22 protein-coding genes and 1 tRNA gene are annotated in these 24,020 nt (G+C 56.9%); 11 read left to right on the forward strand and 12 right to left on the reverse strand.

The annotated features are described in order from the left end of the window. Positions 1 to 838, forward strand: an 838-nt coding sequence (locus DFT_RS00005; RefSeq protein ID WP_152971808.1) for an efflux RND transporter permease subunit, incomplete at its 5' end; no start/stop codon positions are given. Here the strand turns inward: DFT_RS00005 and DFT_RS00010 are convergent. From DFT_RS00010 to yihA, 5 genes are all read right to left on the reverse strand, one after another. Beyond that, the gene (locus DFT_RS00010) at positions 839 to 2,335 is read right to left on the reverse strand and encodes an ATP-binding response regulator (protein ID WP_076750311.1); all 1,497 of its coding nucleotides are present in this window, start codon (positions 2,333 to 2,335) and stop codon (positions 839 to 841) included. It abuts the gene before it with no gap. Then, on the reverse strand, positions 2,328 to 2,663 hold the full coding sequence (locus tag DFT_RS00015) for an HNH endonuclease (protein WP_054029208.1): 336 nt from the start codon (positions 2,661 to 2,663) through the stop codon (positions 2,328 to 2,330). Before DFT_RS00015 ends, DFT_RS00010 begins: the two co-directional genes overlap by 8 nt. 385 nt (positions 2,664 to 3,048) lie before the next feature. Further along, positions 3,049 to 3,885 (reverse strand): ATP-grasp domain-containing protein, encoded by an 837-nt coding sequence (locus DFT_RS00020; RefSeq protein ID WP_054029209.1) that lies wholly within the window; start codon positions 3,883 to 3,885, stop codon positions 3,049 to 3,051. Positions 3,886 to 3,891: 6 nt separating this feature from the next. After that, entirely contained in the window at positions 3,892 to 4,806 is a 915-nt protein-coding gene (gene era / locus DFT_RS00025; RefSeq protein ID WP_054029210.1) for a GTPase Era, read from the reverse strand. After that, entirely contained in the window at positions 4,803 to 5,393 is a 591-nt protein-coding gene (gene yihA / locus DFT_RS00030; RefSeq protein ID WP_054029211.1) for a ribosome biogenesis GTP-binding protein YihA/YsxC, read from the reverse strand. Before yihA ends, era begins: the two co-directional genes overlap by 4 nt. Positions 5,394 to 5,605: 212 nt before the next feature. Here yihA and DFT_RS00035 point away from each other — a divergent pair, with 212 nt between their 5' ends. After that, a complete protein-coding gene (locus tag DFT_RS00035; RefSeq protein WP_200906991.1) occupies positions 5,606 to 6,523 on the forward strand; it encodes a DMT family transporter in 918 nt (305 codons plus the stop codon). Positions 6,524 to 6,550: 27 nt separating this feature from the next. Further along, a complete protein-coding gene (locus tag DFT_RS00040) occupies positions 6,551 to 7,297 on the forward strand; it encodes an HAD family hydrolase (RefSeq protein WP_054029212.1) in 747 nt (248 codons plus the stop codon). Between the two features lie 56 nt (positions 7,298 to 7,353). Here DFT_RS00040 and DFT_RS00045 read toward each other — a convergent pair whose 3' ends face one another. Next, positions 7,354 to 7,725 carry a 4Fe-4S dicluster domain-containing protein gene (locus DFT_RS00045; RefSeq protein WP_054029213.1) on the reverse strand — a complete coding sequence of 124 codons (372 nt, stop codon included), beginning with the start codon at positions 7,723 to 7,725 and terminating at the stop codon, positions 7,354 to 7,356. A 570-nt stretch (positions 7,726 to 8,295) separates the two neighbouring features. On the opposite strand from DFT_RS00045, the gene DFT_RS00050 reads away from it, so the two are divergent. Beyond that, positions 8,296 to 9,255: a nuclease-related domain-containing protein gene (locus DFT_RS00050; RefSeq protein ID WP_054029214.1), complete on the forward strand. Its 960-nt coding sequence runs from the start codon at positions 8,296 to 8,298 to the stop codon at positions 9,253 to 9,255. A 43-nt stretch (positions 9,256 to 9,298) separates the two neighbouring features. Here the strand turns inward: DFT_RS00050 and DFT_RS00055 are convergent, their stop codons facing one another. Continuing rightward, complete coding sequence (locus DFT_RS00055) at positions 9,299 to 9,664, reverse strand: hypothetical protein (protein ID WP_054029215.1); 366 nt, start codon at positions 9,662 to 9,664, stop codon at positions 9,299 to 9,301. 270 nt (positions 9,665 to 9,934) lie between these two features. Here DFT_RS00055 and DFT_RS00060 point away from each other — a divergent pair, with 270 nt between their 5' ends. Then, positions 9,935 to 10,135: a cold-shock protein gene (locus DFT_RS00060; protein ID WP_054029216.1), complete on the forward strand. Its 201-nt coding sequence runs from the start codon at positions 9,935 to 9,937 to the stop codon at positions 10,133 to 10,135. A gap of 110 nt (positions 10,136 to 10,245) precedes the next feature. Here DFT_RS00060 and nfo read toward each other — a convergent pair whose 3' ends face one another. The 3 genes from nfo to DFT_RS00075 are packed head-to-tail and all read right to left on the reverse strand — an operon-like array spanning position 10,246 to position 14,228. Continuing rightward, a complete protein-coding gene (gene nfo, locus DFT_RS00065; protein WP_054029217.1) occupies positions 10,246 to 11,100 on the reverse strand; it encodes a deoxyribonuclease IV in 855 nt (284 codons plus the stop codon). A gap of 9 nt (positions 11,101 to 11,109) precedes the next feature. Continuing rightward, positions 11,110 to 12,504 (reverse strand): MFS transporter, encoded by a 1,395-nt coding sequence (locus DFT_RS00070; RefSeq protein WP_054029218.1) that lies wholly within the window; start codon positions 12,502 to 12,504, stop codon positions 11,110 to 11,112. A 29-nt stretch (positions 12,505 to 12,533) separates the two neighbouring features. Continuing rightward, positions 12,534 to 14,228 carry a glutamine--tRNA ligase/YqeY domain fusion protein gene (locus tag DFT_RS00075; protein ID WP_054030026.1) on the reverse strand — a complete coding sequence of 565 codons (1,695 nt, stop codon included), beginning with the start codon at positions 14,226 to 14,228 and terminating at the stop codon, positions 12,534 to 12,536. A gap of 735 nt (positions 14,229 to 14,963) precedes the next feature. Between DFT_RS00075 and DFT_RS00080 the strand changes: the two genes are divergently transcribed. The 6 genes from DFT_RS00080 to DFT_RS00105 all read left to right on the forward strand — a co-directional run bounded on the left by DFT_RS00080 (position 14,964) and on the right by DFT_RS00105 (position 22,035). After that, positions 14,964 to 15,395: a sll1863 family stress response protein gene (locus DFT_RS00080; RefSeq protein WP_054029219.1), complete on the forward strand. Its 432-nt coding sequence runs from the start codon at positions 14,964 to 14,966 to the stop codon at positions 15,393 to 15,395. A 99-nt stretch (positions 15,396 to 15,494) separates the two neighbouring features. Continuing rightward, positions 15,495 to 16,838, forward strand: a complete 1,344-nt coding sequence (locus DFT_RS00085) for an LssY C-terminal domain-containing protein (protein WP_076750312.1) — start codon at positions 15,495 to 15,497, stop codon at positions 16,836 to 16,838. A 126-nt stretch (positions 16,839 to 16,964) separates the two neighbouring features. Next, entirely contained in the window at positions 16,965 to 17,957 is a 993-nt protein-coding gene (locus tag DFT_RS00090) for a TAXI family TRAP transporter solute-binding subunit (protein ID WP_054029221.1), read from the forward strand. Positions 17,958 to 17,983: 26 nt separating this feature from the next. Then, complete coding sequence (locus tag DFT_RS00095; RefSeq protein ID WP_054029222.1) at positions 17,984 to 19,579, forward strand: phospholipase D-like domain-containing protein; 1,596 nt, start codon at positions 17,984 to 17,986, stop codon at positions 19,577 to 19,579. Beyond that, positions 19,554 to 20,579 carry a lipase family protein gene (locus DFT_RS00100; protein WP_054029223.1) on the forward strand — a complete coding sequence of 342 codons (1,026 nt, stop codon included), beginning with the start codon at positions 19,554 to 19,556 and terminating at the stop codon, positions 20,577 to 20,579. Before DFT_RS00095 ends, DFT_RS00100 begins: the two co-directional genes overlap by 26 nt. A 55-nt stretch (positions 20,580 to 20,634) precedes the next feature. Beyond that, positions 20,635 to 22,035, forward strand: coding sequence for a hypothetical protein (locus tag DFT_RS00105; protein ID WP_054029224.1), 1,401 nt, complete (start codon positions 20,635 to 20,637; stop codon positions 22,033 to 22,035). Positions 22,036 to 22,324: 289 nt separating this feature from the next. On the opposite strand, the gene DFT_RS00110 is transcribed toward DFT_RS00105, so the two are convergent. Then, positions 22,325 to 22,398: transfer RNA gene (locus DFT_RS00110), tRNA-Gln, on the reverse strand. A 51-nt stretch (positions 22,399 to 22,449) separates the two neighbouring features. Next, positions 22,450 to 23,850 carry a glutamate--tRNA ligase gene (gene gltX / locus DFT_RS00115; protein WP_054029225.1) on the reverse strand — a complete coding sequence of 467 codons (1,401 nt, stop codon included), beginning with the start codon at positions 23,848 to 23,850 and terminating at the stop codon, positions 22,450 to 22,452. Positions 23,851 to 24,020: the final 170 nt, after the last annotated feature.

Raw genomic sequence — 24,020 nt, forward strand, 5'->3', positions numbered from 1 at the left:
CGAATACTATCTCGAAGAGATGGTGCTGCGAACGCCCGGCGGCGGCGAGCTGCCGCTCGTGGCCGCCGTGGATCTCAGTCGGGGCCGGGCCTACACCGACATCAACCGGCGTGAAGGGCGCCGAATCGTCACCGTTACGGCCGACGTAGAGCCGCGCAGCCAGGCCGACCTGGTGCTCGCCGACGTGATCAGAAACGTGCTGCCCGAACTGCAGCGCAAGTATGCCGGGTTGAACTACAGCCTGGAGGGACAGCACGCCGACCGGCGTAAGAGCATACAGGCCCTGCTCAAGGGGGAGTTGGCCATTCTGCTGGTGATTTTCGCCGTCCTGGCCATCCCCCTCAACAGCTACATCCAGCCCATCATCATCATGATCTCCATTCCCTTCGGGATCGTGGGCGCCGTCGTCGGTCACCTGATCATGGGCTACAGCCTGAGCCTGATGAGCATGTTCGGCGTGGTGGCCCTGACCGGCGTGGTGATCAACGATTCGCTGGTGCTCATCGACATGGCCAATCGCAACCGTATCCGCGAGATGACCGCCTATGAAGCCATCCTCCAGGCCGGGCAGATGCGCTTCCGCCCCATCATGTTGACCACCCTGACCACCTTCGGCGGGTTGGCCCCCATGATTTTCGAAACCTCCCGCCAGGCACGCTTTCTCATCCCCATGGCCATCTCCCTGGGTTTCGGTGTCGTGTTCGCCACCGTGATCACCCTGGCCCTGGTGCCGTCGATCTACATGATTCTGGAAGATGTCAAATGGGGTGCCCGGCGGATCTCGGCCATACTGCGCCATGTCCCTGAGGCAGCGGAGCGCGAACGGCCGACGCGTTGATTATTTGTCAGGGCGGATCGGCAACAGGACGGTAAAGGTGCTGCCCTGGTCCGGCGCGCTTTGAACCCGGATCCGGCCGCCCATGGCATCCACCAGGCCTTTGGCGATGGGCAGCCCCAGGCCGGTGCCGGTGATGTAGCGCGTTTTTTCGGTTTTGACGCGATAGAACCGCTCGAAGATCTTCTCCAGGTGGCGCGTCTCCATGCCGAAGCCGTTGTCCTGGATCCGCACTTCGACAAACCCGCCGTTCTCCTCCAGGAAGATATCGATGGCGCCTTTCTCGGGCGTGTAGTTGATGGCGTTGGTGATCAGGTTGCCGAAAATACTCTCCAGGGCCAGCGGGTCGGCCAGGAGGGCCGGCAGGGCCTTCCTAGGCCGGTGCAGCGAGATGGTCTGTTGTTTGCCGGCGGCTTTGGTATTGAGAAACGAGACGATATTTTCGATGATCTCTTCCGGTTGCACCCGTGCCGGCGCCTCGCTCACCACGCCGGATTCGATGCGGGAGAGATCCAGCAGATCGCCGATCAGAGAGATCAGTCCCTGGGTCTTTTCCTTTGCGCGGGCCAGCAGGTGGGCATCCGCGGCGGAAAGCTGCCCCACCAGGTCGGTGAGCACCATGGCCAGCTGTTCGTGGATGGTGGACAGGGGTGACCGCAGCTCATGCGACACCTTGGCCACGAATTCCCGCTTGAGGCGATCGAGGGCCTTCATGGCGGTGATATCCACGATGGTGACCACGGCCCCCAGGCACTGTCCCCGGGCCCCCAAAACCGGCTTTCCCCGGGCAAAGAGGTATCTCTCCTCGCCCACGCTGAATTCGTAGGTGGGGCCCTCTTCCGTATCGACATGGCATCCCTGGGAAAACTCCATGATCAGGCGGCGCAGCCCTTCGTCGTGAACATAGGCGTTCAGCGGCCGGCCAGCGCCGGTGTCGGCGGGCAGTTCCATATATTGGGCAAACGCGGGGTTGATCAGAACCACCTCGCCTTGGGTATCGGTGACCATGACGCCGATGGGCAGGGCGTTGATAATGGTGTGGACGCGGCTCTTCTCCAGCGAAAGATCCGAAAGCGTGCGCAACCGTTCCTGTTCGAGCTGAAGCGCGGCGCGTTCCAGGCGCATCTTTTCCAGGGCCCGGTTGATGGCGATGCGCAGCTGGTCGGGTTCAAAGGGTTTGGGCAGCAGGTCGTAGGCGCCGTTGCGCATGGCCTCGGCCGCGGTCTGGACCGTGCCGAAGCCGGTGATGATGATCACCACGATATGCGGATGACGTTCACGGATCGTGCCCAGCACCGCCATGCCGTTGATGTCCGGCAGTTTGAGGTCGAGCAGCACGATGTCGATCGCCTCGCGGGACAGGATGTCGAGCGCCTCTTTTCCCCGTCCGGCGGTCTCGGTTTTGAATCCCATGGGGCCCAGCACACGCATCAACGCGTCGCGGATTCTCGGTTCGTCATCAACGACCAGAACACCGACCGGCGGTTGCGTGTCAGGCATCGTTCTCTCCATCGGCAGGTTGGCGGATCGAGATCAGATAGGCTTCCCATTCCATGGGCAGCAGTTGCTTCTTCTTGGTGTTGCACGTCTTGCAGGCCGGCACGACATTGCTTTTGGTGGTCTTGCCGCCCCGTGCCAGCGGCACGATGTGGTCCATGGTCAGCTCCCGGGCCGGCACGGATTGCAGGCACCAGTAGCATTGGCCCTTGGCGCAACGGCGCTTCCACCATTGGGAGGCCCGCAGGTCACGCGCCTTGTTTCTCTCGGCGCTGATTTCCGAGGCTTCCTGGTCGAATGCATAGGGGCTGGGACGTTTGCTTTTAGCCATGGGCGTCGTTTTCCGTAAGGGAGCCGGATGTTTCTGCGGCAAAGAGACGAGTTTATCCAAATACGCAGAAAAATCAAGCCTTCTGCACCGTTCGCAGCGATTCGACCTGAATGCAATTCATTAGACCCGGTCCGGCGGGGCAGGTGGCCGATGCCACACGCCAAGCGGCCAAGTGCCGGTAAAATGCACGGCGGGCGGCCCAGAAACTCGCTGCGCTCAAACAGTCTGGGCCGCTTGTCCGCCGGTTGCATTCAACCGGCACTACAACGCATGGGTCACGTGGCCCTGGCCACCTGCCCCACCCGGGCCTGCCATGACCGTTGCGCTACGAATTTTTTTCAAACAACTTCTGGAATGCATGCCCGTCAGTCTGACTCACATTGAGTTAGAACTTCTGCAATTTTAAGGTCGACCGCCAGGCACCGACGGCCTGGGTGAGGATCTGGTAGTAGGCCTCCGATCCGCCCAGACCGGTGCGGCCGAAAAAATAGTTGATCTCCAGCATGAGGGGTTCGATTCGCCCGTCGGCCAGGCGGTGCGTGTCGAAAATGAAATCAAATCCGGCCAGTTGGAGGCCGCTGCGGTTGCAAAAATCAATGACGACCTCCTGTGCCGCGGCGGTCAGGGCCGGATCGCTCTCGAAATCGATGCGAGCACCGGCCGCCACGCTGCAGCCGAAACGGTTTTCGGTGGGCATGATACGCCAGTAGGAGATCAGGCGCAGGCCGATGACGGTCACCCGAAGGGCGCGCTGCGTGGTGGGGACGTACGCCTGGACGAGAAACCCGGTCTGACCGGTTCTCTCGCAGGCCCGCACACGGTCCAGGGCCGCCTGCATCTCGTGTTGGTCCGCGGCCCGGAAGATGGTGTCGCCCTGGCCGCCCCAGTCGAGCTTGACCACGGCCGGCAATTCGATTTCGGGCGCGCGGCTGTGGTAGTCTGCCAGTGTGTCATACAGGGCCGTCGGCGGATGGGCGACGCCATATTCGCGAAACAGGCGGATCTGTCCCCTTTTGCCGGGGTAATCGAAACGCACATCCAGATTGGGAAAGATGTGCGCGCAGTTGGCGCGGGCCATGCGGTAGAGCGATTCCCGGCATCCCTGGGGCAGGATGACCGCATCGGCCCTCCGGATGGCCGCCAAGTCGTCGGCCCCTGGATCGCGTCCGGCGCAGATCCGGTTCTCGTCCGCTTCGATGATGGGGTGAAACGATAGAATCATCACATGTCAATAACCGAATCGTTCGAGTGCCTTGGCGTCCCGGCTCCAGTTTTTCTGCACCCGGACGAACAGTTTCAAGAAGACCTGGGCGCCCACCATGCGTTCGATCTCCTTGCGCGCCGCCTCGCCGATCTCCTTGAGTTTGCGTCCGCCCTTGCCGATCAGGATGCCTTTCTGGGAATCGCGCTCCACATGCAGGGTCGCATCGATGGCGATCAGCCGTCCGTTTTTTTCCTCCTTGAAGGCATCGATGGTGACGGCCACGGCATAGGGGACCTCTTCGCCGGTCAGGCGGAAGGCCTTTTCCCGGATCATCTCCGCGGCGATGAAGCGTTCGGACATGTCGGTCAGACTGCCGGGTGGATAGAACGGTGGACCGGCGGGCATCAACCGGACGAGGGTGTCGATCAACGCGTCCACCTGGTCGCCCTTTTCGGCCGAGATGGGAACGATGGCCTGAAAGGCATGGCTCTTCGACCAATGGTCGATCACGGCGAGCAGTTCGGGTTTGGCGATCAGATCGATTTTGTTCAGGGCCAGCACGGTGGGCGTGGCCACTGTGCCGAGTTTTTCGATGAGATAGGCTTCGGCGTCGCTGTTGGGCGTGGCGACATCCAGCATGACCAGCGCCACATCGGCGTCCGCCAGGGCAGCCAGGGCCACGTCCACGATGCGCACATTGAGCAGTTTTTCGGCCCGGTGGATGCCCGGGGTGTCGAGAAAGATCAGCTGGGCCTGGGGTCGATCCAGGACCCCCAGGATACGATTGCGGGTGGTTTGCGGCTTTTTGCTGGTGATGGCGATTTTCTGCCCGAGCATGCGATTGAGCAGAGTCGATTTGCCGGCATTGGGCGCACCGACAATGGCCACAAAGCCGGACTTGAAGTTGTCGTAACTATCTGGGGAGGTGGTTGGGTTCATGGCTTTTCCTGAAGGGACGCTTCGATGCGGCGCCAGAGATCCTCCCGGCCCAGGCCGGTTTTGGCCGAAAAGAGGGTCAGTTGGTCGCTGGGTAGATCCAGTGTGCGGGCCGCCGCGTCGCGTTGTTTTTTCTGCTGGGTTTTCGATAGCTTGTCGCTCTTGGTCAACACCGGTATGGCCGTGATCCTGTAATGGCGCAGCCAGTCGAAAAGGTGGTGTTCCTCCACACCCGGCGTGCGGCGCAGGTCCATGAGCACGACGACGGCTTCCAGGTTGTCCCGCTGCGACAGGTAGGTTTCAACCATGGGGCCCCACTTCTTCTTCACGGCCTCGGGCACCTTGGCGTAGCCGTACCCGGGCAGATCCACCAGCAACAAATCGGCGTTGATGATGAAAAAATTGATCAGCTGGGTGCGTCCGGGCGTAGAAGAGGTCTTGACGAGACGCTTGCGCTGGATCAATCGATTGATCAGTGAGGATTTGCCCACGTTGGATCGCCCCGCGAAGGCGATTTCGGGGTGGTCGGGAGGCGGATACTGTTCGGGCTTGACCGCACTGGTGACAAATTCGGCAGATTTGATGATCATGGGCTGTGATTATCAAATACGGGGCGAGATTGGAACTGGTTTTACCGCACGATGCATGGGAAGCCTTGAGGGGCGCTTTGTCGGAGTCCTTGTCCATCGCGTGGGATGATGGTACATTTTTTAAACCGCGAGCGGTGGTATTGGTGAGACCCGGACGCAGATGGACGCCCGTGCAACGATGAAACCGATGAAACGATGAAGAAAGATCGACAATGGCGCAACGCAGAGCCGCGGCCTGGATGCCCTACCTGCTGTTGACCCTGACCGTGCTGTTCTGGTCGGGCAACTTCGTGCTCGGCAGGGGGATCCGCGAATTGATCCCGCCGGTCAGTCTCAATTTCTGGCGCTGGGCCGGCGCTTTTGCCGTGCTGCTGCCGTTCACGTGGTCTCGGACGATCCGGCAGTGGCCCCTGGTCCGACGCCATTGGCCCTTGCTGGCGCTGATGAGCATTCCTTCGATCACCATTTTCAACGCTTTCATATACCGGGCCCTGCAATCGGCCACCACCACCAACACGGTGCTGCTCAATGCCATGGTCCCCATCTTCATCGCCCTGGCCGCATGGCTCTTTTTCCGTGTGCGCATGGCGCGCCGGCAGGTCTTCGGGGTGTTGATATCCATGGGCGGGCTGGTTTTTCTGATCACCCGGGGCGACTGGCGCGTCATACAGAACCTGGCCTTTTCCAGTGGAGATTTGTGGACCCTGGGTGCCGGTGTGTCGTGGGCCATCTATTCGGTCATGCTGCGGCTGAGGCCCATGCAGATGGATCCCCTGGTGTTCTTGACCGCCCTGATGGCCTTCGGGCTTCTCTTCCTGCTACCTTTTTATATCTGGGAGCTATGGGTGGAGGGCGGATTTGCCCTCTCAGCCCCCAGCCTGGCCGCCATCGCCTATGTCTGCGTCTTTCCATCGGTGCTGGCTTACATTTTCTGGAATCGCGGGGTGGACATGATCGGCGCCAATCGGGCCGGGGTGTTTTTCCATCTCATGCCGGTCTTTTCGATCGTCATGGCGGCCGCATTTCTGGGCGAACGGCTCCAGTTGCATCACCTGCTCGGAATGATAATGATATTCAGCGGCATCGCCCTGACCGCCTGGCCGGTCCGCCGGCAGCCGCCATCGCGTTAGCCATTGTTGGAAAGGATATCCGTTACGATGAAGATCAAGGCCGTTCTGCTGGATCTGGACAATACGATGATCCTGTTCGATGAAACCGCTTTTTATCTGCGATACATGGAGCGGATCATCCCCTTTTTTGCCGATTTGATTCCCGAAGATCAGTTTCGGGACCGGTTGTTGAGAGGGATCCGCGGGTTGCTTCGGAACAATGGAGAGGTGAGCAACCGGGAATTTTTTCTGGACACCTTCTGTGACGGGGATGGGGCGGTACGGCAGGCGGTCTGGGAACGTTTCATGCGGTTTTACGAAGAAGAGTATGAAAAGGTGCCGGTGGAGGCGGCGCCCCCTGCCGGCCTGGATCGGGTCCTCGATCAATTGGATGACTGGGGCATGGAGCTGGTGGTGGCCACCAATCCCCTTTTCCCGCAGATCGCCCAGGAGAAGAGAATGCAGTGGGCCGGACTGGATCGCCGTCGCTTCCGATGGATCACCCACCTGGACAATTCGACCTATGTGAAGCCGCGGGTCGAGTATTACCACCAGATCAGCGACGCGATCGGTAGACCGCCCCAGGCCTGCATCATGGTGGGCAACGATGCGGTCAACGACATGGTGGCGGGCAGTGCGGGCATGGCCACCTATTTGACCAACGAGGCCGGCGCCGTCGACTACAGCGCCGTCACCCGGGGGCGCAACATACGCCTGGGGCAAACCTACAGCGCCGATTTCACCGGGCCTTTGGCGGATTTGCTTGCCGTGGTGGAACGGCTCAGGTCATCTTGATCATCGGTTCGCGGTTGTGCGGGGGGGCGGTCGAAGCGAGTTTTTGAATTGCAGTCTCAATCGCCCGTGTCATCGGAGGGTTTGAAGGTGGCGGCCAGACGGTGGAATCTGGCGATGGCCTTTTCATCGATACCGACGCCCTCTTCGATGGCCATCTCCCTGAGGAACGCCATGAGGGCCGGAATGTCGATGGCCATGGGGCAGACGATGGCGCACACCCGACAGTGAATGCAGGGCCAGATATCCGGGCTCTCCAGCACCTCCAGCGCCAGATTGTATTGAATGAGGCGGATGATGCCATTGGGGCCATGGCGCATGGCCGTTGCGAAGGGGCATTGGGTGCTGCAATTGACGCATTGTGAACACCGCTTGAAATCGTCCCCGCAGCGTTGGGTCACACGATCGCAGAAAGTGGGTCGGTCGGCCATGGAAGCAGGTTTCCCTCGATGAAAGTTGCCGGCTAAAGTACCATGCCGGCGATCCAAGTCAAGTCTCCGGCAACGATTCTTACTGAACGCCATTCGTTAGACCCGGCCCGGGTGGGACAGTTGGCCGATGCCACACGCCAAGCGGTCAAGTGCCGGTAAAATGCACGGCGGGCGGCCCAGAAACTCGCTGCGCTCAAACAGCCTGGGCCGCTTGTCCGCCGTTTGCATTGAACCGGCACTAGCGACCGCTGGCTGACGTGGCCCTGGCCACCTGTCCCACCCGGCCCTGCCATGAGTGATGCCATACGAATTTTCATCGCAAACAACGCCGGGAAAGCATGCCCTTCAGGGTGAATTTCATTCAGTTAGAATTACTTGCCCCCCGGCAGGTGGCACAGCCGGTCGGCGATCGGAAAAGGCCGGACGCAATTTAACTGGTGTCCTGCATCCCGATCAGATATAAGCGTCCCTGTTTTTTCAAATCGAACAGGCTGCCAAATCGACATGGCCGTCCAATAGAATGGGCCTGCAAATAGAATGGGCCGCCAAGTAGAATGAGCCAATAGACCGATGCATACCGCGATATCATCCTGGCTGAAAGGACCTGCCTGGTCCGTGGGGGCCACCCTGGTGCTTTGGGGAATCCTGTTCCTTTCTTTCAAAGTGCGCGGCAAACGATTGCCCCATGTGACAGTCCCTACGCAAGGAGAACGGGTCCCGTCGTTGGCGGGGTTGAAGGCACAGATCGAAAAGGGCCGGATGGGGGTGGATATGGCCCTCCTGGCGGCCATGGGGACACCGCTGATATTCGCCGTTGCCTATGGGGTCTTTGTGTTCTTCCAGTCCACCGCGCCGGCGGCTGAGGGGGTGGCCATGGCGGGCACCCTGGGGTTGATCATGTGGGGGTGCGCGGTTTTGAAGTGGCGGGCAACGGGCCGCGACCTGAGCCGGATCCGCTGGCTCCATGATGCCAAGGCCATGGTGGCCGAGCGTGTTTCCGAGTTGAAACTGCGCGGATTCATGGTGTTTACCGATTGCCGCCTGGGAGACAGGGCGATCGATCACATTCTCGTCGGTCCCAAGGGGGTGTTCGTCGTGCAAACAGCCATTGGGTTGAGCGCCTTTCAGGCCGATTTAAACACCCATGACACGGCCACCTATGACGGGCGGGCACTTTTTTTCCCCGGCAAGGAGGATCATGAGACGGTCTCCCAGGCCTGTGAGGATGCGGAAAAGCTCTCCGAATGGCTCTCCGAAGCCCTGGACATTCCACTGGCCGCTCGCGCCATCGTCGCCCTTCCAGGGTGGCGCATCAAGCGAACCTCGGCCGAAGGCATATCCGTCATCAACCCGACGCAATTTGAAGCGCTATTTCAGTATGTCCGGCCCAGGCCCCTGACGACAGAGGAGGTGGCTCTCATATCCGCACGGATGGAGCAACTCTGCATCAGTCCCGGCCCTTCGGTCCGCACGAACGCACCCGACGGATCCACGGTCGACCTGGGGGAGCGGGGTGGATCTCCCGGTTGAGCCGTCTTTCGCTCTGTCATGCCGTTATGTTCAAATGGAGCGGTTATCTCCCCGGAACGATGATGCGGGAGTCATCCCTTTTGTTTGCGGCCTGTTGCCGCTGTAGCTTTTCGACCTGGGCCACGACTTCGTTCAACGCCATTTTCATGGCTTTTGGAAACTCTTCATATGCTTCTTTAAGGTTGTTGGCTTGCAGGCGCGCCTGGAGCGGCAGTGGTCCCTCGGGTGTCATCAATTGGGTGCTGGCGACGAAGATGGGGCTGCGGGTGGGGTCGTCGCTGCCATCGGGGGTGATGGGTGTCATGCGCCGGATGGCGGCCACTTTCAGATCGGTGATGGATTCTTCCCGGTAAAGGTTTCGGGTGTCGACTTTGAAATCAAGGTCGTTCGGATTGACGAAATCGCTCATTGGCGGCCTCCTGGATTGTGTGTTTCATCCAACCTGCAATGAGCGCTACCTCATCGCGTTAAAGTTATGCACACCTATCCTCATGCCCCTGGCATTGTCAACATGAAACACTTCAAAACTCTTGACAACGACCGGCCATCGAATAAAATATTTTCAATCTTTTAAAGGCCTGCCGTCTATTCGAGGCCGGTTTTAAGCTGAAGGTGCGACATGCCGCGTGGCGACCTGAAGTTTGGGACCAAGAGAATTTTATGAAAGGAGGACGCCACTATGGCCAACGGCACCGTTAAATGGTTTAACGAGAAAAAAGGCTACGGTTTCATTGAGCAGGAAGACGGACCCGATGTGTTCGTTCATCATTCGGGTATCAACGCCAAAGGTTTTCGGACACTCCATGAAGGCGATCGCGTGACCTTTACCGTGGAGCAGGGTCAAAAGGGACCGGCTGCGGTCAATGTGACCGTGGTTTAACCTTTCCCGACACCGCTTGAAAAAGGGGCATCCGCCGAACGCGCCTGCCCCCCTTTACTTCATCTTTTCGATGGTTCACCGGCAGGGATCATCAGCGCGCAGACATTGCTTCACGCCCCACCTTCGGCAAAAAAACCCTTCAGCAACCTGATTTCATCTGGCCACAGGGCGTCGTTCGGCGTCTCCAGGATCAGCGGAATTCCGTCGAAGCGGTCGTCCTGCAGGATCCTGCGGAAAGTTTCCACGCCCAATGTGCCTTTGCCGATGCTTTCGTGCCGGTCCACCCGGCTGGTGAGGTCTTTCTTGGAATCGTTCAAATGCATGCCTTTTAGATAAGAAAAGCCGACGATGCGGTCGAATTTTTCAAAGGTATCCGCGTAACCGGCCTCGGTTTTGATATCATACCCTGAAGCATAGGCATGGCAGGTGTCCAGGCATACCCCCACCCGTGATTGATCTTCGATCCGGTCGATGATCTCGGCCAGGTGTTCGAAGCGAAAGCCCACATTGGTGCCCTGGCCGGCCGTATTCTCGATGACTGCCACCACATGGCGAGTACTCTCGATGGCCAGGTTGATCGATTCGGCGATCCGCGCGAGGCATTGGGATTCGCTGATTTGGTTCAAATGGCTGCCGGGATGAAAGTTCAGGTAGATCAACCCCAGCTGTTCACAGCGCTGGAACTCGTCCATAAAAGCCTTGCGGGATTTTTCCAATCCCTCTTCCTCCGGGTGGCCCAAATTGATCAGGTAGCTGTCGTGGGGCAATATCCGCTCGGGTGTGTAGCCGAATTCACTGCAGTTGCGTTGAAATGCGTCGATGCTCTTCGGCTCCAGGGGCTTGGCATGCCACTGGCGTTGGTTTTTGGTGAAAAGGGCAAATGCGGTGGCCCCGATCGCGTGGGCATTGAGGGGGGCGTTTTCCACACCGCCGCTGGTACTGACGTGAGCGCCGATGAATTTCATGATGGACTCCTATTCTGCTCCCGGCACCTGCTTTCGCAAGGCGCCGCGCGAAAATGAAAAGTAGATCCCTGGTATGCAAATCAACAAGAATACCAGGAAAATCATCTGGGTGCTTTCGATGAAAAGCGGGTAATTGTCAGGTCCGATGGGCGCTCTGCCGATGAAGTGTGCCAGCACGACCGCAGCGGTGGCCATGCTGACCATTTGGCCCAGCAGGCGCATGGTGGCCACCGTTCCCGAGGCAATGCCGTAGTGGCGCGGAGCCACGGATCCCATGATGGCGCTCATATTGGGCGAAGAGAAAAGGGCGAAGCCGAAGCCGAGTAACATAAGATCGCAGATAATATAGATGATGTGCGTATCTGGATTCAGGGGGATCAATCCGGCCAGTCCGATGGCGGTGATCAGCATGCCCAGAGTGGCGATCCATCGGGGTTCGATGCGGTCGGCCAGCCGGCCGGCCAGCGGCGAAAACAACGCCATCACGACGGGCTGCGCCACCAGTACAATGCCGGCGGTCTGGGAAGAGAGGCCCTTGATGTACTGCAGAAAGAGGCTGAGCAGGAAGGTGACGCCATATGTGGCCGCGTAGTTGATCAAGGCCGCCAGGCTGGAGAGGGCGAACGTCCGATTCTGTTGGAAAAGAGCGATATCGAAGATCGGATCGGCGGCTCTTTTTTCACGCCAAACGAACAGTCCGATGCCCACCACGCCCAACGCAACCAGGGCCCAGGCGCCCTGGGCCGGCAAATCTATGGCACCATAGATCAGGGCACAGATGGCCATGGCATAGAGCACGCTGCCGATCAGATCGAACGGCAGGTCGCGTCTTTCGGCCCACTCCCTTTTGAGAAAATGCAGGGTGACCCAGACCGATGCGCTCCCCAGGGGCAGCATCAGAAGAAAAATGCTTCGCCATCCCACGTGCTGGCTCAAAAGCCCACCGGCAAAAGGCCCCAGCGAGAGGCCGATATAGACGGCCGCCACATAGAGGCCGATGGCCCGGCCGCGTCGTTCAGGTGCAAATACGGCGCTCAGTATGGCCATGCCGGTGGTGATGAACATGGCAGCCCCGAACCCCTGGACGATGCGCATCCCGATCAACCAGGCGGCCGTGGGGACCCAGGCGATGAGGGTGGAAGAGAGAGTGTAGAAAACCAGGCCGGCGGTGAAGATCTTCCGCCGCCCATAGCGGTCCGCCACCTTGCCGATGGGCACCAGCAGGACGGCGGTGGCCAGCAGATAGGCGGTCGGAATCCAGCTCAATGTTATGGCGTCCACATCGAGTTCGGCCTGGATCGCCGGCAGGGCCACGTTGACGGCCGACAGCATGAACGGCGCCATGAACGAGGTCAATGTGGCCACGAACAGGGCCGAGCGTTCTTCGGAACTGCTGTCAGACATGGTTGGCTCTCTGTTCTGCCGCCAGATCTCTATTTATTGCCGGCGATTTTCGCCCAGGCGTCCCGCAAGGTCACCGTGCGGTTGAAGACCAGGTGGTCGCGGGACGACAACTTGCTGTCGGCGCAGAAGTATCCGAGTCGTTCGAATTGGAAGATCGCACCGGGTTTGGCTTCGGCCAATTCCGGTTCGAGCCGGCAGTCGTCCAGCACGTCCAGTGAATCGGGGTTGAGGAAGTCGATGAAAGTCTTGCCGTCCTCGCGTTCATCCGGATCCGGTTTGACAAAGAGCCGGTCGTAGAGGCGCACCTGCCCCGGCACGGCGTGCTCGGCCGAAACCCAGTGCAACGTTGCCTTGACCTTGCGGCCGTCGGGCGCGTCGCCGCCCCGGGTGGCCGGATCGTAGGTGCAGCGCAGCTCGACGATGTCACCACTGCGGGGATCCTTGATCACTTGCGTGCAGGTGATGAAGTAGGCATAGCGCAGGCGCACCTCCCGGCCGGGCGCCAGACGGAAGTACTTCTTGGGCGGATCCTCCATGAAGTCTTCCCGTTCGATATAGAGCGTTCGGGAAAAGGGCACCTGGCGGGTGCCCATGGCCGCATCCTCCGGATTGTTGACGGCCGTCAGCATTTCCGTCCGCCCCTCCGGGTAGTTTTTGATGGTCACCTTGAGGGGGCGCAACACCGCCATCATGCGCGGCGCCCGGCGGTTCAGGTCTTCACGGATCGTGTGTTCGAGCAGGGCCACGTCCACGATGCTGTTGGCCTTGGCCACGCCGATGCGTTCGCAGAAGGTGCGAATGCTTTCGGGCGTGTAGCCCCTGCGGCGGATGCCCGAAATGGTGGGCATGCGCGGGTCGTCCCAGCCGCTCACGTGGCCCTCCTGAACCAGTTGGATCAGTTTGCGCTTGCTCAACACGGTGTAGGTCAGATTCAGCCGGGCGAATTCGTATTGGCGCGGCCGGCAGGGCATGGCCAGCTGATCCAGAACCCAGTCGTAAAGGGCCCGGTTGTTTTCGAACTCCAGGGTGCAGATCGAGTGGGTGATGCATTCGATGGCGTCGGAGAGGCAGTGTGTGAAGTCGTACATGGGATAGATGCACCACCGGTCGCCGGTGCGGTGATGGGCGGCCTTGCGGATGCGGTACAGGGTCGGGTCGCGCATAAGCATGTTGGGATGGGCCATGTCGATCTTGGCCCGCAACACATGCCGGCCGTCCTCGAACTCACCGTTGCGCATGCGTTCGAACAGATCGAGGTTTTCCTCGACCGACCGGTTGCGATGCGGGCTGTTCCTGCCCGGTTCGGTCAGCGTGCCCCGGTATTGGCGGATCTCATCGGCGCTCAAGCTATCCACATATGCCTTGCCCTCCTTGATCAGGCGGACGGCCAGATCGTACAGCTGGTCAAAATAGTCCGAAGCGTAGTGCTCCCGATCCTGCCAGTCGAAACCCAGCCAGCGCACATCCTCCTTGATGGCATCGACATATTCGACCTCTTCCTTGGTGGGGTTGGTGTCGTCGAAGCGCAGATTGCACGTGCCGTTGTAGGTTTGCGCCAGGCCGAAGTTCAGACAAATGGACTTGGCATGGCCGATGTGCAGGTAGCCGTTGGGCTCCGGCGGAAAGCGGGTGGCCACCCGGCCGTCATTTTTGCCGGCCTTCAAGTCCTCTTCGATGATGGTTTGGATGAAGTTGGAAGGGGCTTTGGATTCTGTATCGGCCATATCGGTATTCTCCCGGGCCCGATTAGCGGGCTTTGAAAAATAATGTTGCTTACCATATGACATAAAGGCGGTTTTGTCGATTTTAGCCTCGATGCCGCGCCTTTAAAAGAAAAAAGGAGCGCCCGTTGCCTTTGAGCGCTCCTTTTAATTCTGCCTATTTTACATATTTTGGTCAGTTTTGGAAGCTTTTTCACACACAGATTCATGCCAATTTGGGTGCCGAGAATCCGCTCAAGTCATCCGTACAACCATCCAACAAGCGGTGTACTCTGTAAACAAAAGGTTTATCCACCGTTGCTCAATTGATCATTATCATGGCAAGCCCCTCTTCAAGTCCAAAACTCGATGTTCAGGATCAGTCAAAAAGGCGCTTGAGACCCAAGGTAAAAAAAGGCAAAGTAAAAAGGAAATGTCGGATCTTGACAAACCATATTTCAGCTAAATATATATAATTTATTTTTTATATTCAGTTTTCGAATGCCATTCAGTGTTTGGATTGACCATGCTTTTCCGGAGGAGGCGCTGAAGCTCATTGATGTTTTGCTGGGTCCTTGCATCGGGAAATAAAAGCAGCTCACCAGCTGATTCCATAGACCCACCGTATTGGCATAAGCTGCGATGCCGGAACGAAGTCCTTAAATCTTCAAGCTGATACGTACCACCTCGCCTTGCGCCTTTTCGCTTCGAATTAAGTAGGCAGCATATGAATTTATCTTAAAATTAAGGGAGGTTTTCATGGTAAAAACAACGATTTTGATGATTCTCATCATTCCGCTGATGGTGGCGTTCACGAAGCCCAATCTATCCGCGGCTGCGGAATCGACTTCCAGTTTGGCTGTCACGGCCGAGGAGACATTGAAAACCATCAAATCTTATTTGGCAGAAAAGAAAGATGACGCCATTAAGCATGGACAAGCACTGCTGGCCAAAACGGATACAGAGATCGAGAAGTTAGAGGCCGATGCTGCCAAGGCCTCAGGTGAAACCCGAAAAGCCTATGACCAGGAACTGAAAAGTTTGAAGCAGAAGCGTGCTGAAGCTTCAAAAAAGTTGGACGAATTGGCCAATGCCTCCACGAGTTCCTGGGATTCAGCCAAGCAAGGTTTTGCCGAAGCATACAAAGCCCTTTACGATGCCTACAAAGAGGCTTTGGCGAAGTTTGAATAGCGCACGGCAGACTTGCAAAGGTTAAATCATATTGAAGCGGTGGTGCCGTCATTGCCGACATGAGCGCTTGTAATTAAGCAGGGGCCTTGGACACAGGTTATGGCAATAATCCTTCCGAAGATAACTCTCAAAAATAAAAAAGACATTGCCAGGAGTATCCCCAGGATCCTGTCGACCTTCCTTTTCATGATCCTGATAAGTGGTTGCGCTTTATTGCAGTCGCCATCCTCTTTCAAACCGGGCTCGATCAATGAGGTCAGATTCCGGGACCGTGCGCTGTCGAAATCCGACCACGACATACGAGTGACAGCGGCTGTTCCGACCGCCGAAGAGGCTCGGGTCCTCTTCAATGCCAATTTGATCGGCAGGGAGATTCAACCGGTCTGGGTGAAAGTTGAAAACCACAGCAACGACGCTTATTACCTCATCAGTACCGCAACGGACCCCAACCACTTTTCGCCTTTAGAAGCGGTTTACACGGTACGGGGAGGTCTGTTTGGCGTTTATCGAGATGACATGGAACGGTTTTTCAGGTCGATGAATTTCCGGAACCCGATTTTACCGAACACGGCGGTATCGGGCTTCATCTATACGAATCTCGATGAAGGCGAAAAGGTGGTACAAATCGATCTCATTGCAGCCGAACAGGTCAAGTTTTTTACCTTCTTCGTCGAAATTCCCGGTATGCGCGTCGATTATCGGAGGGTGGATTTCAAAAGTCTCTATCCGGAGGAGCAGATTGCCGATGTCACTGAAGACGCTCTCAGGGCCGCGCTGGAACAGTTGCCATGTTGCACCACCGACAAGGACGGCACCAAATTGGGCGACCCCATCAACCTCGTTATCATCGGAGACTTCATAGACGTGGCAGCCGCGTTTGCCCGCAAGGGCTGGCTGCCTGCCGAGGATACCTACGCCACCGCGGTATGGAAGACGATTAAGTCGTTTCTCTTTGGTTCCCGCTACCGATATTCGCCGGTGAGTCCACTATATTATTTCGGCCGTGGCCAGGATTTTGCCCGTCAGAAACCACGCCGTGACATTCACGAGCGCAACCATCTGCGCCTGTGGTATAGCAACTTGCGCTTCAACGGTAAGCCTGTCTTTGTCGGACAAATCAGCCGCGACATCGGCGTGCGCTTTACGCTGAAAGCATGGCCGCCTGTCACCCACAAGATTGACCCTGACGTCGACGAAGCGCGTCACGCGCTGATCGAAGATTTGATATATTCCCAGATGCTTGCCAAAGTCGGTTTTGTGAAAGGTGTGGGGCGCGCCAGGCCATCGAATCCGAGAATCAACCTGACCGGCGATCCATACTTTACGGACGGATACCGGACCGTACTGATTCTCGACCAGGGGCCTATTGCCATGAACCAACTCAAAGATCTCGACTGGGAGAGGCCTGAGACATTCCACCTGGGGTCTTCAAACGGAAAATAGCCGTATCTCCTTCGCCTGCAAACGCCTTTGAAGTGTCTGGAGCATAATGAAATTTCCTTTGAGTGGCAACGGTGCCGGTTTCGACTGGAATACGCCGGCACCACTCGGAACTGCAGAGGGGTTTCGATGAAGAAAAGGACAGCGGCTTTTCTCGTTGTTTGTTTTGTTGCAACCTGTTTCTTGAATATAGATCCGGTAGAACTTAAAGCCGAGGATGTCTTTGTAACGATTGGCAGCGGCGATTTGTCGGGTGTCTATTTTCCAGCCGGCCTGGCTATCGCGAAGATAGTCAATCAGAAGCGCAGCCAATATGGAATTCGGGCAACGGTTGAGTCAACACCCGGATCGGTGTTCAATCTGAATGCAATCCTGGCAGGGTATCTGGAATTCGGTCTGGCGCAGGCCGATAAACAATTCCAGGCCGTCAATGGGTTAACTGAATGGTTGGAAAGAGGGCCCCAGCAAGAGCTGCGCAGCGTTTTCAGCCTTCATCATGAAACCGTGACGCTAGTGGCGGCAATGGATGCGGGCATCGCTCAAATTGAGGATCTCAAAGGCAAAAGGGTCAATATCGGCAATCCGGGCTCCGGCCAACATCGGAATGCTATCGACGTCCTCGAAGCCGCGGGCTTAGATCCAAAGAAAGATATGCTGCTTTACGAAATTGAGGCTTTCGAAGCACCGGAACTGCTGCTGGACCATCGTATTGACGCGTTTTTTTCGACTTTGGGACATCCGAGTGAAACGATTCAAAAAGCGTTGTCCGGCCAGCGCAAGGCCCATATTGTTCCCATTTCCAGTCGGATCATCGACAAATTGGTTGGGAGCAGCAGCTTTTACACCAAAACAGCCATTCCGGTGAGAACACTCTATCCGGTATCGGAGAACCCGGCGGACGTGATCTCGGTGGGTGTTGCCGCAACGCTGTGCACCTCATCCAAAATGTCGGCGGAGGTGGTGTATGCCCTTACCAAGGAAGTATTTGAAAATCTGGAGATGTTTCGGCAACAGCATCCAGCCCTTCACCATTTGACGAAGGAGGGGATGCTGGAAGGGCTCAGTGCGCCGCTTCATCCCGGGGCGCTCAGATATTTCAAGGAAACTAGTTTGATCAAATAACCGATTTGATGCCGGGTTGAGGTCTTATGAAGAACAGATGCGGGCGATTTATAATCGACTTTATCCTTGCCCTGGCCCTGCTGGGTTGCGGGAGTAAGGTTGGGGCGCCACCCATATCCGGCAGCGGCGCTCCGCCGCCTCCGATGCCGCGGTTTGAAAACCCCAACCCCGGCAGCCGTTCGGCGCCGGTGTTCGGTCCTCGCCATGAATATGCTGAAAGTCCGCTTGGCGACCCGGCACTTCGCGGCCTGTTCGACCCGCATGAGCCCAAGTCCAATCAGTTGGCCTTTCTGAAAAACGGCGACACTTCCTTCACAGCCCGTGTTCAGTTGCTTGAAAAAGCCAAGAGATCGATTCGCATCCAGGCGCTTGTATTTTGGGCAGATGAATCTGGGCTTCATATTGCGGAAATCCTGAAGCGGAAAAAAGCTGAAGGTCTCGACGTCCGCGTGATCGTGGACGCGCCATCGAACCTTGGTTTGCAGACTCAGTGGATGTATTTCGATTTGAAGCAGCACGGCATAGAAGTCCAGGGTTACGAATCTCTCTATCTCGAGTGGTTCAACGAGGTGCCGGTGCCATTTTTATCGCCGCTAAAGGATCCCGAGGCGCCGAACCACCGTTACCATGAAAAAATGTGGATCGTGGATGGCGAAACGGGGCAGGGGGCTGCGGTGGTCGGTGGGTTGAATATCGCCAACGAATATTTCCGCGTCGATCCCGCGGACCCTGACCGGTGCTGGCGCGATCAGGACATTATCGTCAGAGGTGCTGTCGTGGCCGACATGGTGACGGCTTTCGACCGCAACTACCAGCACTTTGTTGACATCAAGGAGAGTCGGGGTGTTTTGAATACCGATATCTACTGGGACGCAACACGAAAGCTGCTGGATGGGACGGGGAAGCTAACGGTTTCCTACGTCATTCGCTCCGAGCTGGCCGAGCAGGTCAAACGTATGGCGCAGAGGGAACTCAAACTGAATTACGTCAACGCGCGTTGCCGCTTTTTCCACAATCGCCCTCGGTTCGGGGAAACTTATATCCAGCAGGCCTATCGGAAGCTTTTTGACCATGCCCGGCGTGAGGTGATCATCTGTAACGCCTATTTCATTCCCTCCCCTGACTTTTTCGATGCGGTTAGAAATGCCGTTGACCGGGGACTACGAGTGATGATTCTCACCAATAGCCCCGAGACGAATGACTTGCCCGAATTGACGATGGTCGGGCGCGGGTATTACAAGAAGCTTTTGTCCCTTAACCAGGAGGGCGGGGTTAAGAAAAGCGGCGGTCGCCTCCAAATCTGGGAATGGCACGGCCGGCGTTACGACCAGACACATCAGAGCGAAGGGACCATTCATGCAAAATACGCTGTCTTTGACCGACGTTATGCACTTGTAGGCTCTTATAATCTAGATCCCCGTAGTGAAAAGCTCAATAGCGAAACGGCTATTGTTTTCGAGAGCGATATCCTTTCAACTCAGCTTTCGAAATTTTTTTATGAAAATGACCTGGCATATAGCCGCCCAGTGACAGTGGAAGAAGCGAATGAATTCCAAGCGCCTTCCGATGTGCTCTACAAACTTCGAAAGGAGTTCGGTGATCTATTTGAGCCATTGCTGTAAATCAATCATTTTCTCTATCGGGCTCTTTGTAATGGTGGCGTCTGTCACCCTTGGTTTTTTCAATGATGCGCCCGGCGCAACATTCATTTGCAAAAAGGAAGTTCCCAAAATCACCCTAAGGAACCTTTCTCCGCCCTACAAGGACTACAGCTATTTTCAGTTTCGGCAGATTTTCCCGTTCGAATACAATGCCTCGTCATTCAGTTTGATCAATGCTTGGTGGTTGGCGGAAATTTCTACGCTGGTCTATGCGGACGAGACCTATGTAAGAGCGCAATTCACCCAGGCCGGCCTGAAACACATCAGATTCCTGAACCGATCGAGTACCCAGTGCTTTATCGCCGCGAACAATCGTTACGCCATCATCGCGTTTCGCGGCAGCGAGATCTGGAAGCGAGGCGAGTCCTTCAATCCACGTCGGATCGTGGCTGATTTAAAAACCGACATCGACATTAGGTTATCCGAATGGGTCCCAGGGGGGAGGGTTCACAGCGGCTTCAAAGCCGCCCTGGAAGATGTTTGGGACGAACTGCTTCAGGAGACCGAACGATTGCAGGACCAAGGTATCAAGATCTGGATTACCGGCCATAGCTTGGGTGCGGCGCTTGCAACGCTCGCCGCCGACCGGTTGCAGACTGTACAAGGGCTTTACACCTTCGGGTCGCCGCGAGTGGGAGATCGGACCTTTGAATCGCGGTTTCGACCGAAAGCGTTCCGGATCGTCAATGGCAACGATATTTTTGCAAGCCTCCCGCCTGCCGGATCATTTCGCCATGTTGGGGAGCTCAGACGGATCACCCCCAAGACGGGTCCTGATGATGGCCACGGCGAGTGGGAGCTGGCGATCCAAGGGCCTTGTGGAGAGGCTTCTGATGCTTCCGAAGGTGGCGACCTGGGATCGGTACTTTGGGTGCCGAGTGCAATCCGCGACCATGTTCCCTTGTTTTATGCCATTTTCCTCTGGAACGAATTGGTGGAAACCATGAAGAAACGAGATTAGATTTTTTTGAACGGATAGTTATTCTTTTCCGAGAAGATTCATGGAGACATGACCGATGTCAAAGTGGCGTAACGCATGCCGAGTCATATCCTTTTACACTTCTGCCCTGGTCTTTGTGCTTGTTATCTCCTGTGCTTTGAGGACATCATCCACGCCTTCTTCCACGGAAACGCGGCAGGACGACGGCGCGGCATTGAAAATACAGGCGCTGGTCATGAGCATGGCCGACGATTATATCGCATCTCTCGGCGAGTCCATATATTTGCTATTACACAGCGGCGAACTGGATTCGAAAGGGCGCTGGCTCGCACAGTCATTTCTCCGGAACGGTGTGGGCGCCAGTCTTGACATCGCGGTAGGTCCAAATCCTTCAGTAAGTTTACTTGATCTGCTGGTTCTGACTTCTCTTCAGACATGGTCGTTCGAGGTGCACTGGATACCGGCAGGCATAGGCGGCGCTGGCATACCTGCGGTCCAACGGCTGAAGCGCGCCGAAGCGCATGCTTGGGGTTCAGCTCGAAAAACACTATCGGAAGATCAGGAGCGCACATTACATGAATTAATCGGTGCGTGGATAGCGGAGAATTCTGACCAGACGGTCGTTTCGCTGGTAAGATTCGAGGATTTCACGGACGAACGCAGGATAAGCGCACTGCCACTGCGGGGCAAAGCGAAAGGGTTGCTCAAGGATATCGGCGAAGCCAGCGCTGTTATCGACGAGACGCGCCTTCTCGGAGAACGGCTGCTTTGGTTCGCCGGCCGTTATCCCTACCTTCTTGGAGAGCAGGCCGAACTCACGGCATATCGTCTCGCCGGCCAAACTGAAGGTGTACAGATCTTCGGGGCGGTTCAATCGATCAAGCGGCTCAGCGAAGCATTGGCCGAGCGCGTCGGTACGCTGCAAGACGATTTGGGAAAACAGCAGGCGGCCTTTTTTTCAAATCTGTCGGCCGAAAGAGCGGCCGCCATCGACCATCTCTTCCAGCGGTTTGCCCAAGAGCGGAAAATGCTTCTGGACGACCTTGCGACCCGGAAAAGCGAGATACTGGATCTTATGGACGAACTCAATAAAACGATTTCGGTTTCCGGAACGCTCGCCAATGAGCTGACAGGAACAGTGAACGCCATAGACACGGTCGTAGGTCGATTTGTGCTCGATCCGCAAGACAAAGGGGAACCCCTTCGCATGACCGACGTGCGCGATGCGGCCATCGAAACCGGACGCGCCGCAGTTCACGTGACCCACTTACTCGAACAGGTGCTGCAGGTGCTCGAATCCAAGTCGTGGGATCAGAAAATTTCAGGTCTGCGTGAGCCTGTAGATGCGATTGTCGATCGAATCTTCTGGCGGGGGGTGATCCTCGTCTCTTTTTTGATTGTTGGCCTGGGACTACTTCGATTGGTGCCGCATTTTTTCAAAGGTACAGAGAAAGAAGACCAACCAACGCAGCGGTAGAGAAAACCCTGTTGCCAGCAATTAGCCAAAAAGATCAGAAGGTTTTCAACGGCGGTTCCCTCGATGCTCGATCAGGTCAACGTTCTTATCGGATCGATCCAGCGCCTGCTCGGCCATGAGAACCGGACCACGACAGAAATCTATTTGCATTCTATCGGTGAATCCGAGCGCCGGCGATGACTGTTTTGGAGGATCGTTTTGAGGATTTTTCTCACACAGATTCTCACACAGACGCTCACCCGACAAAAAAGGGCTACAGCAAAAAAGCTGTAACCCCTTGATTTTAAATTGGCTGGGGGACGAGGATTCGAACCTCGGCAGACGGAGTCAGAGTCCGTAGTCCTACCGCTAGACGATCCCCCAGCGTGTGTGGCCCGTTACATAATGAAACGACGCCCTTGAGTCAAGGGCAAATTAGTGCCGGGCGATGTAGCCGAGGGCCTTTTCCAGTCGGGCCACCACCCGTGCCTGGCCGAGCACCGTGATGATTTCGAAGATACCCGGGCTGACGCTGGTGCCGGTGAGGGCCACGCGCACCGGCTGGGCGATTTTGCCCAGTTTGATCTGGAATGTTTCCATCAATTGTACGAACACCTGCTCGATGGCTTTCTCGTCGAAGGTCGTCAGTGCGGCCAATTGCTCTTTGAGATGCTTCAGCGGTTCGAGGACATTGGGCTTTAGAAATTTTTTGGCGGCCTGTTCGTCATAAGCGACATCCGTTTCGAAATAAAACCGGGCCTGCATGGCCATCTCTTTGAGGGTCTTGCTGCGGGTCTGCAAGGTCGCGATGACACCTTTAATATAGGCCTCGTCTTGGGTGTCCCAACTTTCGCTCTCGAGAAACGGCTTGAGGTGGCGGACCAGATCCGCGGGTCGGGCAGCCTGGATGTGGTCGGCGTTGAGGGCGTTGAGTTTGACCGCGTCGAAAATGCCGGCCGATTTGCCCACCCGGTCGAGGCTGAACTTCTCGATCAGTTCCTGGCGTGTAAAAAACTCCTGGTCGCCGTAGGACCATCCCAACCGGGCCAGAAAATTGATGAACGCTTCGGGCAGCAGGCCCATGTCGCGATAGGCGGTCACCGATGTGGCGCCATGACGCTTGGACATGCGTGTTCGGTCGTTGCCCAGGACCATGGGAACGTGGGCGAACACGGGCAAGGGCCGGCCGAGTGCCTGGTAGAGCAGGATTTGCTTGGGGGTGTTCATGATATGGTCGTCGCCCCGAATGATGGTGGTGATTTCCATGCTCACATCGTCCACCACGGCGGCGAAGTTGTAGGTCGGCATGCCGTCGCTGCGGCGCAGCACGAAGTCGTCGAGTTCGTCGTTGGCAAAGACGATGTGGCCTTTGACCACGTCTTCGATGACCGTGGTGCCCATCACAGGGGATTTGAAGCGCACCACCGCCCCCTCGGACAGCGGCAGCCCTTTTTCGCGGCAGGTGCCGTCATAGCGGGGTTTAGCCCCGGTGGCACGGGCGCGTTCACGCATGGCTTCGATTTCGTCGGGGGTGCAGGTGCAATAGTACGCATGGCCCTGGGCCACGAGCCGATCGATATAGTCGTTGTAAAGATTCAAGCGGTCGCTTTGATAGAAAGGGCCTTCGTCCCAGTCGATGTCGAGCCACTTCAAGGCGTCGAATATGGCCTGAACCGATTGCTCGGTGGATCGGGCCTGGTCGGTATCCTCGATCCTCAAGATAAAGGTGCCGCCGGTATGGCGCGCATAGAGCCAGTTGAACAGGGCCGTGCGGGCGCCGCCGACGTGGAGGTAACCGGTTGGGCTGGGGGCGAATCGGGTTCTGACGGTTGACATGGGGCATTATCCTTGATTTTTACTTGCGGGTATTTTTGTTAGCATAGTTAAACTAGTCAATCTGTTCATCTATCGATTGGATAGTTCTATGGTACTTCACACTTTGCGTTGGCCGGCAAAATTGTCGAGCATCCGGCTTTTTTGATCGGGTCTTGAAATTCATTTGGTGA

The organism is Desulfatitalea tepidiphila (genome assembly GCF_001293685.1).
Classification (GTDB): Bacteria; Desulfobacterota; Desulfobacteria; order Desulfobacterales; family Desulfosarcinaceae; genus Desulfatitalea; species Desulfatitalea tepidiphila.

Excerpts from the sequence above, each read along its gene's own strand:
- DFT_RS00010 (WP_076750311.1), bottom strand. The coding sequence starts at position 2,335 with ATGCCTGACACGCAACCGCCGGTCGGTGTTCTGGTCGTTGATGACGAA.
- DFT_RS00015 (WP_054029208.1), bottom strand. The coding sequence starts at position 2,663 with ATGGCTAAAAGCAAACGTCCCAGCCCCTATGCATTCGACCAGGAAGCC.
- DFT_RS00020 (WP_054029209.1), bottom strand. The coding sequence starts at position 3,885 with ATGATTCTATCGTTTCACCCCATCATCGAAGCGGACGAGAACCGGATC.
- era (WP_054029210.1), bottom strand. The coding sequence starts at position 4,806 with ATGAACCCAACCACCTCCCCAGATAGTTACGACAACTTCAAGTCCGGC.
- yihA (WP_054029211.1), bottom strand. The coding sequence starts at position 5,393 with ATGATCATCAAATCTGCCGAATTTGTCACCAGTGCGGTCAAGCCCGAA.
- DFT_RS00035 (WP_200906991.1), top strand. The coding sequence starts at position 5,606 with ATGGCGCAACGCAGAGCCGCGGCCTGGATGCCCTACCTGCTGTTGACC.
- DFT_RS00040 (WP_054029212.1), top strand. The coding sequence starts at position 6,551 with ATGAAGATCAAGGCCGTTCTGCTGGATCTGGACAATACGATGATCCTG.
- DFT_RS00045 (WP_054029213.1), bottom strand. The coding sequence starts at position 7,725 with ATGGCCGACCGACCCACTTTCTGCGATCGTGTGACCCAACGCTGCGGG.
- DFT_RS00050 (WP_054029214.1), top strand. The coding sequence starts at position 8,296 with ATGCATACCGCGATATCATCCTGGCTGAAAGGACCTGCCTGGTCCGTG.
- DFT_RS00055 (WP_054029215.1), bottom strand. The coding sequence starts at position 9,664 with ATGAGCGATTTCGTCAATCCGAACGACCTTGATTTCAAAGTCGACACC.
- DFT_RS00060 (WP_054029216.1), top strand. The coding sequence starts at position 9,935 with ATGGCCAACGGCACCGTTAAATGGTTTAACGAGAAAAAAGGCTACGGT.
- nfo (WP_054029217.1), bottom strand. The coding sequence starts at position 11,100 with ATGAAATTCATCGGCGCTCACGTCAGTACCAGCGGCGGTGTGGAAAAC.
- DFT_RS00070 (WP_054029218.1), bottom strand. The coding sequence starts at position 12,504 with ATGTCTGACAGCAGTTCCGAAGAACGCTCGGCCCTGTTCGTGGCCACA.
- DFT_RS00075 (WP_054030026.1), bottom strand. The coding sequence starts at position 14,228 with ATGGCCGATACAGAATCCAAAGCCCCTTCCAACTTCATCCAAACCATC.
- DFT_RS00080 (WP_054029219.1), top strand. The coding sequence starts at position 14,964 with ATGGTAAAAACAACGATTTTGATGATTCTCATCATTCCGCTGATGGTG.
- DFT_RS00085 (WP_076750312.1), top strand. The coding sequence starts at position 15,495 with ATGGCAATAATCCTTCCGAAGATAACTCTCAAAAATAAAAAAGACATT.
- DFT_RS00090 (WP_054029221.1), top strand. The coding sequence starts at position 16,965 with ATGAAGAAAAGGACAGCGGCTTTTCTCGTTGTTTGTTTTGTTGCAACC.
- DFT_RS00095 (WP_054029222.1), top strand. The coding sequence starts at position 17,984 with ATGAAGAACAGATGCGGGCGATTTATAATCGACTTTATCCTTGCCCTG.
- DFT_RS00105 (WP_054029224.1), top strand. The coding sequence starts at position 20,635 with ATGTCAAAGTGGCGTAACGCATGCCGAGTCATATCCTTTTACACTTCT.
- gltX (WP_054029225.1), bottom strand. The coding sequence starts at position 23,850 with ATGTCAACCGTCAGAACCCGATTCGCCCCCAGCCCAACCGGTTACCTC.